This is a genomic window from Microbacterium album, from assembly GCF_014643695.1.
Lineage (GTDB): Bacteria > Actinomycetota > Actinomycetes > Actinomycetales > Microbacteriaceae > Microbacterium > Microbacterium album.
This window is the reverse complement of record NZ_BMJY01000016.1, coordinates 22,029-34,559: the sequence shown is the minus strand read 5'-3', so window position 1 is coordinate 34,559 and position 12,531 is coordinate 22,029. Positions and strand designations below refer to the sequence as shown.

The following is a 12,531-nucleotide window of genomic DNA, read 5'->3' as shown; positions in this document are numbered from 1 at the left end:
CGCCCCTCACGACGCGCCGACCGCGGCGCGCAGGGTCGCGACGACGCGCTCCTGCTGCGCCGGCGTCAGGTGGGGGTGCATGGGCAGCGAGAGGATCCGGCCGGCCGCGCCCTCGGAGACGGGGAAGGCACCGGCGCGGTGGCCGAGATGGGCGTAGGCCGGGGTGAGATGGATCGGCGTCGGGTAGTGGATCGCGACGCCGATGCCCGCGGAGCGCAACGCGTCCGCGACCCGGTCGCGCTGCGCCACGCGCACGACGTACAGGTGCCAGACGTCCCGGTTGCCCGGCCGCGACGTGGGCGCGTGCACACCGGGCACATCCGCCAGCAGCCGCGCGTACCGCTCCGCCGCCGCGCGCCGGGCCGCGTTCCAGGCTTCGAGCCGGCGCAGCTTCACGCGCAGCATCGCCGCCTGCAGGGCGTCCAGCCGCGAGTTCAGGCCGACGCGATCGTGCACGTACTTGATGGTGCTGCCGTGCGCGGCGACGTTGCGGACGAACTCCGCCACATCGTCCCGGTCGGTCATGACGGCGCCGGCGTCTCCCGCCGCGCCGAGGTTCTTGCCGGGATAGAAGCTCGTCGCGGCGGCCGTGCCGAGCGCTCCCGCGCGCCCCGCCGTCGACCTCGCCCCCTGCGCCTGCGCAGCATCCTCGATCAGCGCCAGGTCGTACCGCGCCGCGAGCGCGGCGAGCGCCGCCATGGGCGCGGTCTGCCCGAACAGGTGCACGGGCACGATCGCCCGCGTGCGGGCGGTGACGGCCGCCTCCGCGGCCGCGGGATCCATCAGGAGGTGCTCGGGATCGACGTCGACCAGCACGGGCACGGCCCCGATCCGCGACACCGCCTCGGCCGTGGCGACGAAGGTGTTGGCGGGGAGGATCACCTCGTCGCCCGGGCCGACGCCCACCGCGCGGTACGCCAGCTCCAGCGCGTCGGTGCCGTTCCCGACGCCGATCGCGTGACGGACGCCGATGTACTCGGCGTACTCGCGCTCGAAGCCGGCGACCTCCGGGCCGCCGACGAAAGCGGCGGCGCCGAACTGCGACCGCCATACCGCGAAGACCTCGTCGGCGACCTCCGCCTGCTGCGCGGCCAGGTCGAGGAAGGGGACGGCGTCGGCCCTCGTGGCGGTACCAGCTTGTGTCATGTCGCCTGTCCTCGGTCGGTGCGTACTCGGTCGGTGCATAGTCGGTCGGCCCGTCGTCGGTCGGTCCTTGCCCGCGCGTGCCGCACGCGGCCCGGATGCCCGCGCCTCATCTCGGCAGCACCGGCGCCGCGCGGCGCGCTCGCAGCTCCCGTAGCGCCCGCAGCGCGGCGCGCCCCCAGCGATCGACGATGCCCCGGCGCGGGAGGGCCGGCCGCCAGCCCGCCCACGCCGTGCGGTCCAGGTGCGCGTACCACTGGGGCGCGAGCGGATGGCGGGTGCCCGCGTGCCACGGCTTGTCGCGGTCGGTGTAATGCACGACGGCGGGGTCGCCCAGCGCGCGCTCGACATCGTCCGGCCACAGCGCCCACGCCGCGGCCTCGCCGCGGGCGTCCGCCGACTGGAGGTTCCACCGGCGCGGAAGCTCGAGCCAGTCCTGCTCGAGCACCGTGTTGAGCGCGTCCTGGTCGCCCCACCGCGGGCGGACCCGCCGGAGGAGCTCAAGACAGCGGCTTCCCACCTCGAGCTCGCGCCAGCGGCCGAGGTCGATCAGCATCACGCCGGAATTGAAGTACGGCGAGGCGGGGTCCAGCCCCAGCTCGCGCCAGGGCGGCCCCAGCGGCCCCGCCGCCCAGGGGGACTGCGCTTCCCGCACCGCACCGAGCGCGTAACCCTCCAGGTCCTGCGCGGCCAGGGACGACGGCGACTCGAGCAGGACCGTGTCGGCATCGAGGTAGAGCACGCGGTCGAGCCGGTCGGGAAGCAGGTCGGCGATGAGCAGGCGGTACAGGGACGCGCTCGAGAGGAAGGTGGAGTGGTGCGCTCCCCTTACTTGCGCGTCATCGACGTCGATCCAGTCGACGCGTACCCGCGTCAGGCCCTGCTCGACGCGCTGCCGCGAGGACGCGGGAAGCCCCGGATGCAGGACGTGCGCCGTGGACGCGGCGCCGGAGACCCGCTCGAGGCTCGCGAGCGTGACGGCCAGCGGCAGCGTGAAGCCGTGGTCCACGCACAGCACGACATCGAGGCGAGGGGTGTCGGGCCTGGCGGAGATCATGCCGACCCCGCCGTTCCGAGGAGCCGCGCCTGCCAGCGGTCGCACCATCCCGGCACGCAGCGGCGCGCCAGCCGCACGGCCAGGGTGCGCGCGCGCCACTCGGCTCGATCGCGGCGGTCGAATCCCCCCATCCCGCCGCTCACGGTCCACAGCAGGGGGATCCGCTGCTCCACCGCGAGCAGCGCGAGGCCGTAGTCGGCCAGCTCGTCGCCCGGCTCGGGCACCGTCGCGGCGCGAGCCTCGGCGCCGACGGTCTGCCCTCCCCGCGCGGCCTCCTCGAGCCGCCGGTAGAGGCCCTGTACGGCCGTCGCCCATTTCTCCTCCGGCACCAGCGCGGCGTGCGCGGCGCGGGCGCTTCGTCCGGCCTCGGCCCGGGCATGCGGGTCGCGCGCCAGTGCGCGGACGCGGTCGGTGAGTGCCGCGAGATCCCGCGGTCTGTCCGCGGCCGAGGTCACGAACTCGGCGACGCCCAGCGCCCGCCGCAGCCCCCGGTGTCCGTCGAGCGTGAGGGTCGGAAGCCCCCAGGCCGCCGCTTCCAGCAGCGAGGTCAGTGAGGAGAACGGATACGGATCCAGGTACAGGTCCGCCGCGCACAGGTGACGAGCGGTGCCGGCGACGGGCCCCGTGGCACGGACGCGCCCGGGGTAGCGTGCGTACAGCTCGGGCCACGGATCGGTCTCCCCCTCCGGTCCCACCGCGCAGAGGACCACGCGAGGATCCGCGTCGAGGACCGCCGCCGCGAGCTCGGCGAAGCGCGGACGCAGCTGCGTGTCCCGGTACTTCACGGCTCGGGCGGCCGTGATCACGAGTACGTCGTCCGGTCCGACCTCCAGCGATGCCCGCACCGCGTCGCGACGGGCATCCGTCGGCTCGCGCGGCACCAGGAGCGGCAGCAGCTCCGTCGTCGACGCCGCGTATCCCCGGGCACGGGTCGTGAGCTCCGCGCCGGCGCGACGGAAGTCGACGATGGCTGTCGCGCGCGTCGGCGCCAGCCAGAACAGGTGATCGGCGTGGTTGTAGACCGCGACGGGCGCACCGGCGTACCCGCTGCCGAACGCTGCCGCCGCGACGGGGTCGTCCGGCTGAAGATGACACACGACGACGTCCGCATGCTCCGCCAGGCGTCGCAGGCGAGCGGCCCGGGTGAGCGCGCCGAGCGCGCCGAGCGCGACGGCCGTCCCTCCCGATGACCCGGCCGCCCGCGCGAGCGGATCGGGCACCGCGTCCTGGCGCGTGAGCACCACGGAGGAGACGCTGTCCCCGGCGCGCCGGATCCACCGTTCCGCCAGACGCGTGAGGCCGCCGATGTCCGCCGCCTCGCTGAGGACGTGCAGGACGCGGCGCGCGCCGCCCCCGGTGGGAGCGAGTGACGCTGCGGGACGCGACGGCGGCAGCGCCGCCGCGGCGAGGTCGACGATCCGCTCGAGCCGGTCGCTGCGGAGCTGGCCCGTCGCGTTGGTCATCGCGAAGCTCGCCGCGATGCGGCACCACTCGAGCGCCGTCGCGGTCCGGCCGGACCGGACGCGCGACTCGGCGATGTCCAGCAGCCGGGAGAAGGCGAGGCGGTTGGCGTGCAGATCCCGCTGCTCCCGGCCCTGCGCGCCCAGGACCGCCACGTGGCGCCGGGCTGCGGCCGGCGCGGGAGTTCCGGCGGGCGCGGGCGTGGCCGCGACGGCGGCGGTCACGTGCGCGCTCCCGCCGGGCGCGGCGCGCGCAGCACCTGGTCTCGCCCGACGATCACCGTGCCGGCGGCCACGTCCTTCGAGACGATCGCCCCCGCCCCGATGACGGCGTCGTCGCCGATCGCGACGCCCGGCAGAATCGTGGCGTTGGAGCCCACCGCGACGCGATCGCCGATGCGCGGCGGCTCGCACGTCCACTCCGCCGCGCCGGCCCGGGGGTAGCGGGCGTTCGCGGTCATCACGCCGTGCCCCACGAAGACGTCGTCGCCGATCGTCATCCCCTCGCAGATCAGCGTGTGCGACTGGATGCGCACGTTGTCGCCGCACACCACGCCGTTCTGGATCTCCACGAACGGACCGACGAAGCAGCGGTCGCCGAACACCGCCTCGTAGATGTTCACGTGGTCAGCGACGAGACATCCCTCGCCGAAGCGGGAATCGCGGATGCCTGTCGCCAGTCGCCGAGGCTCGGCCATGTCATCTCCTGGAGGATCGTGTCGGACGCCTCGAAGACGGCGTCGATCTTGCCGCACAGCACCGAGAAGAGGCGTTCGTGACGCCGCACCTCCGTGACGCGCGAGTCGCCCATGTCGGTCGCGAGCTTGGTCTTCGCCGTCACCCACACGTCCCGCGTCCGATGCTCGAGGCGCAGGTGCTGCGCGACGTGCCGGACGATGGCGGCCGCGCTCCCCGTCCGCGCCGCGAGCTCGTGGCGCCGCGCGTAGTCGGCGACCAGGGCGGCGTGCTCGGCGTAGCGGCGCACGGGCGTGTGGAGCACGGAGGACAGGGTGTGCATGCCGCCGTACGCCGGGTAGACCGAGACGAAGTCGCCGTCCATGATCGTGACGGCGGCGTCGGCCGGCAGCGACGTGCGGGCGAGCACGAGCGCCGCCAGCTCCCACTTCACGGCGAAGCGCAGCGGGGCGGGGAGCCCCAGGTTCGGATCGGTGTAGCTCGCGTTGACGATGTAGTCGAACGGGCCGTGCACGTCCGCGCCGCTGCGGAGCAGCCCGCGTGCCGCGTCGACCTCGTCGACGCGTGTGCCGAGGCGGACGCGCGCCTGCACGCGCGAGGCGAGCGTGGCCCGCAGGTGCCGGACATCGATCGACTTCTCGGGCACGCGCAGCACGACGCCGATCTCGTCCGGAACACGGAAAAGCCGTTGCGAGGGGACCAGGGTCTCGTACCGGAGGTGGAACGCGTCCATCACGGCGAGGTACTCGTCCACGGACACGAGGCCGTCCCTGCGCACCGCATACAGGTTGTCGGGGACGTCGTGGAGATGCTCGCCGTATTCTTCGACGAAGCGGTCGAAGCCCATGATCGACTGATAGATCGTGTAGCCCGAGCGTGGGTAGTGGAACCCCATGTGCAGGCGGCACTGATTGGTCGTGCCCGCGCCGGTGAGCGGCGCCGCCTCCTTCTCGAACATCTCGATGTCGATGCCGGGATAGCGCCGCTCAAGCTGGCGGGCGATGTGGAACCCGAAGAACCCCGCGCCGATGATGCCCACGCGCATCAGGCGCCTCCCGTCGTCGCGACGATGGCGTAGTGCAGGGTGGCGACCGGGGCGCCCGACGTCGATCCCGCGACGTTGATCGCCAGTCGCGCACCCGGGATGTCGCGGGGAACCGTCCCGACGCGGTGCCAGCCGCTGCCCTCGTCGTCCGACGCCCAGCCGGTCACGGTGCCGGCGTCGGCGTCCCGCTCGAGCCGGAGCGTCACCTCTACGGCATCGGTGCGCCATCTGGGGTGGTCCGTGGCGACGCCCCCGAGCTCGCTGATGAGCGCCACGCCGTTGCCGCCCACGTAGGAGTTGAACGCGCGCGTCAACTCGATGTAGTCGTCGTCGTGCCCGTAGAGGACGATGCCCGCGTGCTGGAAATCCGCCGAGGGATCGAAGCTCAGGCCCACGCGCGCGCTCGTCCAGTCGGCCGGGAGGTCCCGGAACAGCGTGTTGCGCGTGTCGTTCATGCCCTCCCACAGGTCGCCCGGCCCCGCGGGCACGCGCAGGCCGTGCGGCCCGTACTCCACGCCGGGGGTCGAGGCCTCGGTGTCGCGGGGCTGGCCGCCCGCCGTGCGGCCGACGAAGTCCCAGCCGTCTCCGAGGAGCCCGGCACGGTCGGGGTGGTCGAAGACCCACAGCTCCTCCCCCGGCCCCGGCTCGGGGACGGGAACCGGTGTGGGCGTCGGCGTCGGCGTCGGAGTCGGAGTGGGCGACGGGGTCGGAGTCGGAGTGGGCGACGGGGTCGGTGTGGGCGTCGGGGTCACATGGCCCGTCGTCACGCGCACCTCGGACACCGTGGCGTACGGGAGGCCGCGCGGCGAGGAGGCCGTCACGAGCGCCAGACGCGGCTCGTCGACGGCGTTGCCGACGCCGCCCACGTCGATCCACGTGCTCCCGCCGTCCGAGGAGAACGAGCCCGAGACGGCGTCCCCGGCTCCGCGCTCCAGGCGCAGCAGGAAGGACGTCGCGGTCGTCCGCGTCCTCCGGCTGTCGTCCGGCACGCCGCCGGTCTCGGAGATGAGCGCGATCGCGTTGCGCCCCGCGTACGAGTTGTAGGCTCGCGTGAGCTCGACGTAGTGGTCGTCGTGGCCGTAGATCGCGATGCCGGCCTGCTGGTAGTCCAGGTACGGGTCGAAGAGCACCCGCGCCTGCACACTCGACCAGTCGTCCGGCAGATCGCGGAAGAGCGTGTTGCGGCTGTCGTTGAAGTCGGCCCACAGGTCTCCGGTCCCCGCGGGGATCCGCAGCCCGGCGGGTGTGTATCGCACGCCGCCCTGCTCCCTGGGCGCGTGCTCGGTGTCGCGCGGCGTGCCCGACGGCGTCCGTGCGACGAAGTCCCAGCCGTCCGCGTGAAGCGCCGAGCGGTCCTCGTAGTCGAGCGCGAGCACCTCGGTCTCGGCATCGCCGACCGCCACCGTGACGGGCACGCGGACGACGTTCGCGTCGGCGTCGGAGCCGACGAGCACCTCCCCGCGGTGCACGCCGGTCGGCAGGTCCCGCACGTCCGCCCGCACCGTGAGCTCCCCCTCTCCCGCGTCCGGCTGGGCGGTGAGCCAGGCCGGCTCGGCGCGGGCCCACCACGACAGCTCTCCCCCTCCGGCGTTCTCGACGCGCAGCGTGCGCGTCAGGACGTCGTCTCCGCCGACGGACGCCAGACGCACGCGGGCGGCGTCGAGGGCGATCACCGGCGGCGCAGTCGCGGACAGGGCCAGCCGCACGGTCTCGACCGTCGTCGTGACCGGCGCCGAGAACGTCACGATGGCGGGCTCGGCACCGCTGACGGCGAACGGCCGGGAGACCCCTGCCACGCTGACGTCGGCCGCGTGGCGGCCGGACGGGAGCTCCACCTGGAACGTGACCTCGTCCGCTTCCGTGACCGCAGCCTCGAAGTCGCGCACGGGAGACGACGGAAGGGGCAGCCGACGGACCTCGAACGTCAGGGCGTCGTCGGTCTCCGTGTAGCCGGCGACGACGGTGCGGTCACGCTGCAGGATGTACTTCACGACGGTCCCGATGGGAGCGACCCAGACATCCCTGTCCGTGGCGTAGGTGATCGCGCCGTCGTCGTTCGTGAAGTCGTGGAGCACGAGGTTGGCCCACGCGCCCTGCGCCTCGGCAGCGTCGACGATCGAGCGGAGATCGGCCGGAGGAGCCGGCTCGTGTTCGTGCGAGTTGTAGCTCTTGAGGTTCATGAAGTCCGCGGGCGTCGGGTCCTCGAGCTGGTTGATCGTGTAGCCGCGCGCGGACAGGAAGTGGTCGGCGGCGACCACCCCGTACTCGATGCTGCGGAAGCCGCACGGCCACACGAGCGAGACCACCTCGTCATACGACCCGGTGGCCTGCGCGACGCCGGCGACGTTGTCGACGATCTCCCGCGTCAGCGTCGGGCGATCGACCTCCCAGCAGAAGTGGCTGACGAGGTGGGAGCCGATCTCGTGGCCCGCGGCATGCAGCGCCGGGTAGTCGGCGGGGGGTTCCGTGCCGTTCATGACGAACGTGCCGGCGGCGCCGCTCGCGCTCAGGTCCGCGGCGCCCGAGCTGCGACCGTCGTCGGTCGAGGAGCTGAACGCGCCGGCATGCCCGTCTTTCCAGGTCGCCACGCGCACGGGGGAATCGGGATTGACGACCGCGAAGACGGGGACGAGTGCCGGAGACGGCGCGTCCTGTCCGGGGGCGGGATCGCCGGCGACGGAGATCGTCACGACCGCGTCGTGGACGCCCGCGGGAAGCGCGGCGCAGTCGACCGTGACGGTGAGTTGCGACGGCGTCGTGCCGGCGGCGGCCGACAACTGTACCCACGGGGCGTCGGCCTCGGCCGTCCAGTCGTACTCGGTGTCGTCCCACGTCACCACCGAGACCGACTGCTCGGCCGCACAGCCCTCGCCTGCCACGCCGGCGAACGCGAGCTGGGACGGCGCCGTCTGCAGGGGTCCCGCCACGGACGACGGCATGGTGCCGGCTGCCGCCGAGGTGCCCGCGGGCGGAGGCGCGGCGGGTGCGGGCTCCGCGGCCCCGGCCGCGGGGAGACCCGCGAGCGCGAGCGTGGTCGCGAGGGCGAGCGCTGTGACGGTGCGCCGCGGGCGGCCGAGCAGGGCGCGCCGCGTGCTCTCGGCCGGATCGGCCGCCGCGCGGGCGCTCATGCGCCGCCCTCACCGGGGCACGCCGACAGAGCGTGCGGCGGACACGGACGTCCCGTGAGGTCGTCGGGGATCTCCTCCGCCCGATCGCCGGCCCGGGCGAGCAGCTGCTCGGGGGCGGTCGCCTGGCCCCGCACCCAGCGCACGAGATCCAGCAGCCCGTCTTCGAGCGTGAGCGCGGGGGTGAAACCCGTGAGTTTTCGCAACAGCCGCACATCGACGCGCGAGCGGCGCGTGCCGCTCGCGCAGCCCGCGAGCCGCACGGGCTCGAGGTCGGGACGGCCGACAGCGCGCGCGACCACCTCGGCGAGCGCGGTGACCGTGATCTCCTCGCCGGAGCCGATGTTGATCGTGCGCCCCACCGCCTCGTCGCACTCGGCGATCGTCGCGAGCGCGCGCACCGCGTCGCTCACGTGCATCAGATCGCGCGTCTGGCGCCCGTCCCCCGAGATCCGCGAGGGCAGGCCGCACAGGTTGCGGATCACGGCACGCGGCAACGGGTCGTCGCCGTCCAGCCGGCACCGCGGTCCATACGTGTCGAACGGACGCACGACGACCACCTCGAGGCCGTGGGTCCGATGGGCGGCACGCGCGTACGCCTCGCCCGCGAGCTTGGCGGCGCCGTGCACCGTGTCCGGCAGCGTGGGGTGCTTCTCGCCGATCGGGACGCGCCGGGGCGTGCCGATCACCGCGCTCGAGCTGACGTGGACGAACCGTCCCACGCGGGCCGCGCGAGCGCGCTCGAGGAGCATCAGCGTGGCGGTCGCGTTGACGTCGTGATTGCCGATCGGGTCGCGACGGCCGTGTGCCGCGCCGAGCCCGGCGAGATGGAACACCACGTCGGCTCCGGCGAGCGGCCGCACGGCCGCGCCCGACCGGATGTCGGCCCGCACCAGCCGCACGCGCGGGTCGCCGGTCCACCGCGCGATGTTGGACCGTCTCCCGCTCACGAGCGAGTCGACCACCGTGACGTGGGCCACGTGCCTCCGGGCCACGAGCTCATCGACCAGGTGGCCGCCGATGAACCCCGCTCCGCCCGTCACGACGACGCGGACGCCCGCCAGCGACGTCATGCCGCGCCCGCCGCTCGCATCGTCCCGCATGTCGCCACAGTCCGCACCCTCGCCATCGGGGCGTCCCTCTGCCCCTGAGGCCGGTCACCCGCTGCGACCGACGAGTGCGAAGAGGCCGCCTCTCCGCGCCTGATACACGGCGAGCGCGCCCCGAGCCGTGACCGTCGGGCGACGGAGCGGGCCTGCGGGCGGCGAGGGGCGGCTCAGAAGCCGCTGCCGTGGCTCAGGAACGGCGCCACGTGCCCGGTCTCACCGGATGCCCGCGCGAGCGCGTCAGCGGGGGCCAGTCCCGCCGCGAGACCGCCGTGGAACGCTCCGAGCAGCTCCGCCGCGACGTCGTCCGCCACGATGACGGGCGCGGCGATGACGCACACGGCCCCCGCGTGGAGCCACGTGTGGGCCATGCCGATGGCCTCGGCGCCCCACCGCACCGACGATCGGCCGAGCTCGCACGCCGAGAGCACCACCGTCCGGGGCGTGCGCTCGACGAGATCGATGTCGTAACCGAACAACGCGCCGTCGGCGAGGCTGAGACCGGACATCATGGGCGAGTTGCTCGCATGACGGCCGTGCGCGATCACGTGCAGCACGTCCACCTGCTCGGCGAGGGCCCGCACGGCGTCCACACGCGCCTGCCCTTCCTGGAGCAGGCGGGGCGGTGGTCGCTGGGCGCGCTCCGCCGGCCGGGCACGGTCGCGCGCCGCCTGCCATGCCGCCATGCCGCTCTCGGCCTCCTCCCGCCCGCGGGCGACGGCGGGGCCGACCGCGAACCCCGCCGAGTGCGGGGTGACGCACGCGCCGCGGGAGAGCAGCCAGCGGGAGGCCGAGCGGGCGAGCGTCACGGACCTTCCGCGCATGGCCGGCAGCATGCCCCACGGGAGTCCCGCGAGGATCCCGGGCGCGGTGAGGAGCACCCGGCGGGGGTCGCCGGCCGCCGCGAGCGCCGGTTCGACGAGCAGCCGCGAGAGCAGTGACAGGCGCCTCTCGAGGGCACTCCTCACGACGCGGCTCATGGGGCCCGTCCGAACGGCCGCCGAGACATCCAGGTCGGCGCGCAGGCCGGACAGCTGGGGGCGGACCTCCTCCCACGGCACGTCGAAGATCGCGGGAGAGCCGTCGCCCGGGACGGCCAGGCAGGTGAGGGAGCCGTTCTGGTAGAGGAAGGTCACCAGCGCGGTCTCGCGGTCGAGGCCGGCGCGCAGTTCCTCCAGCCCGACGCGGGGTATCCCCTCGTCTCCCCCCGCCGTCGCCCACACCCGCTCGCGCACACGCTCCCGGATGACGGCGACGCGCTCGTCGCCGTCCCCCTCATCGCCGAGCTCATCTCGCAGCAGACGCAGCTGCGCCAGGTCGGCGGCGTGCTGGGGGTCGCGCGGCGGCCGCACCGGGACGACCTGGTGCGCGAAATGGCGGGCGCGCTCCGACCACTCGAAGATGACGTCCGGGCGCCGCGTGCGCACGGCCGCGGCGATGCCCTCGAACATCAGTCCCGTCCCGTGCATGGCGACCGAGGAGAGCATGTCGAGAGATCCGAAGGACCGCTGCCACGCCGCGAGGCTCTCCAGGCCCGCGGCTGCGCTCCGGCGCGCCTCGGCATCCCGCCCCCGCGCCGCAGCCCGTACCGCGCGGGCCTCGTACACGAGCAGCCGCACCGACAGCGGGTCCCGGTCTCGCAGACGCGCTCCCCAGTGCGCGAGGTCGCCCGCCCGCGCACGCGCGATGCGCTCGGTGAGCCGCAGTGCGCGAGCCTCGTCGCGCAGGCCGGCGTCCATGAGCTGGCCCACGACCTCGTCCACGCGCACCGCGCTCGGTGCGCGGTGCCCGGCGTCGCTCCCCTGGCCGAGCAGCGCGCGCAGCCGGACGGCCTCGGCCCGGGCGGCCCACACGGCGCTGCCGAGCGCACGGAACCGTCGGCGAGCGGCCTCCGCGACGTCCGCGGCACGCTTCCGGTCGTGCGTCAGCAGCGAGCGTGCGAGATGGAACTCGGCCTCCGCCCGGGACTGCGGCATGTGCGCGGCGCCGAAGGAGCGGGCCGCCGCCGCCAGGGTGCGCTCGGCCTCCGCGACCTGGCCCGCCTCGCGCAGCACCTCGGCGCGATCGACGTCGCAGATCGCCGCGTTGACCGGCGATGTCGCCACCAGCGGGCGCGCCTCCGCCATCTTCTCGAGCGCCGTGACGAGGTCGCCCTCGAGCAGCGCGACGTACCCCACGTTGTGAACCGTGAAGGCCCGGTCGAGGTCCTTTCCCACCGCGGCGAAGTGCTCGGCCGCCGTGTCCAGATCCGTCCGCGCCTCGCGCAGCCGGTCGAGCCGCATGAGGGCGACGCTGCGCGTCGTCAGCATGCCGCCGAGTCGCTCGCGATCCGTCTCGACCGAGATCGCCTGGTCGAGCCAGCCGAGCGCGCCCACGAAATCGCCGCGCTCGACCGCGAGGGTGCCGAGCTGGCCGTGCAGCACCGCGACCGTGCCGAGCGACAGACGCTCGTCCTCGCCGCGCAGCTCGAGCGCCTCGCGGCACGTCCGCTCGGCCTCTTCCGGATGCCCGGTTCTTGTCATGACGTACGCGAGCGTGCCGGCGATGCGAGCGCGCGATTCTGCGGAGGTCGCGCGCTCCCCAGCCACGCGCAGGACCTTGCGCGCCGCCGCGAGGCGTCCCCGGTTGCAGAGTTCGACCGCGCGCGCGTGCAGCGCCTCCGCGCTCAACATACCGAGATACTTCTCGTCGCGGTCTTCCGGTACACCCGGCCTTGGTACACGATGTGCGTGAGCACCCCCACCACCCCCCGGTGGGAGCCTCCACCGTTCGACCCGAAATTATTCACCTGAACCGAGGCAATCTCATGCCGTTCACCCGCACAAACACCCTCCGCGCGACGCCGCCCGGAGCCACGCACGCACCGGTCGGCAGTCGCCCCTCCGCACGGCGGCGCGCC

Annotated in this window: 8 protein-coding genes; all 8 read right to left on the bottom strand. The window is 74.2% G+C overall.

The features are described from left to right. Positions 1-6: 6 nt before the first annotated feature. Entirely contained in the window at positions 7-1,146 is a 1,140-nt protein-coding gene (locus tag IEX37_RS13610; protein ID WP_188756828.1) for a DegT/DnrJ/EryC1/StrS family aminotransferase, read from the bottom strand. Positions 1,147-1,252: 106 nt separating this feature from the next. Next, positions 1,253-2,200: a glycosyltransferase family 8 protein gene (locus IEX37_RS13605; protein ID WP_188756827.1), complete on the bottom strand. Its 948-nt coding sequence runs from the start codon at positions 2,198-2,200 to the stop codon at positions 1,253-1,255. Continuing rightward, a complete protein-coding gene (locus tag IEX37_RS13600; RefSeq protein WP_188756826.1) occupies positions 2,197-3,885 on the bottom strand; it encodes a glycosyltransferase in 1,689 nt (562 codons plus the stop codon). The genes IEX37_RS13605 and IEX37_RS13600 overlap by 4 nt, the downstream gene beginning before the upstream one ends. Continuing rightward, entirely contained in the window at positions 3,882-4,283 is a 402-nt protein-coding gene (locus IEX37_RS13595; protein ID WP_229663276.1) for an acyltransferase, read from the bottom strand. Before IEX37_RS13595 ends, IEX37_RS13600 begins: the two co-directional genes overlap by 4 nt. Continuing rightward, a complete protein-coding gene (locus tag IEX37_RS13590; RefSeq protein ID WP_188756824.1) occupies positions 4,280-5,401 on the bottom strand; it encodes an FAD-dependent oxidoreductase in 1,122 nt (373 codons plus the stop codon). The genes IEX37_RS13595 and IEX37_RS13590 overlap by 4 nt, the downstream gene beginning before the upstream one ends. After that, positions 5,401-8,529, bottom strand: coding sequence for a beta-xylosidase family glycoside hydrolase (locus tag IEX37_RS13585; protein WP_188756823.1), 3,129 nt, complete (start codon positions 8,527-8,529; stop codon positions 5,401-5,403). The genes IEX37_RS13590 and IEX37_RS13585 overlap by 1 nt, the downstream gene beginning before the upstream one ends. After that, complete coding sequence (locus IEX37_RS13580; protein ID WP_229663275.1) at positions 8,526-9,629, bottom strand: NAD-dependent epimerase/dehydratase family protein; 1,104 nt, start codon at positions 9,627-9,629, stop codon at positions 8,526-8,528. The genes IEX37_RS13585 and IEX37_RS13580 overlap by 4 nt, the downstream gene beginning before the upstream one ends. Positions 9,630-9,802: 173 nt before the next feature. Next, positions 9,803-12,304, bottom strand: coding sequence for a CHAT domain-containing protein (locus tag IEX37_RS13575; RefSeq protein ID WP_188756822.1), 2,502 nt, complete (start codon positions 12,302-12,304; stop codon positions 9,803-9,805). Positions 12,305-12,531: the final 227 nt, after the last annotated feature.

Coding starts and splice junctions, on each gene's coding strand:
- IEX37_RS13610 (WP_188756828.1), bottom strand. CDS start 1,146: ATGACACAAGCTGGTACCGCCACGAGGGCCGACGCCGTCCCCTTCCTC.
- IEX37_RS13605 (WP_188756827.1), bottom strand. CDS start 2,200: ATGATCTCCGCCAGGCCCGACACCCCTCGCCTCGATGTCGTGCTGTGC.
- IEX37_RS13590 (WP_188756824.1), bottom strand. CDS start 5,401: ATGCGCGTGGGCATCATCGGCGCGGGGTTCTTCGGGTTCCACATCGCC.
- IEX37_RS13585 (WP_188756823.1), bottom strand. CDS start 8,529: ATGAGCGCCCGCGCGGCGGCCGATCCGGCCGAGAGCACGCGGCGCGCC.
- IEX37_RS13580 (WP_229663275.1), bottom strand. CDS start 9,629: ATGCGGGACGATGCGAGCGGCGGGCGCGGCATGACGTCGCTGGCGGGC.
- IEX37_RS13575 (WP_188756822.1), bottom strand. CDS start 12,304: ATGTTGAGCGCGGAGGCGCTGCACGCGCGCGCGGTCGAACTCTGCAAC.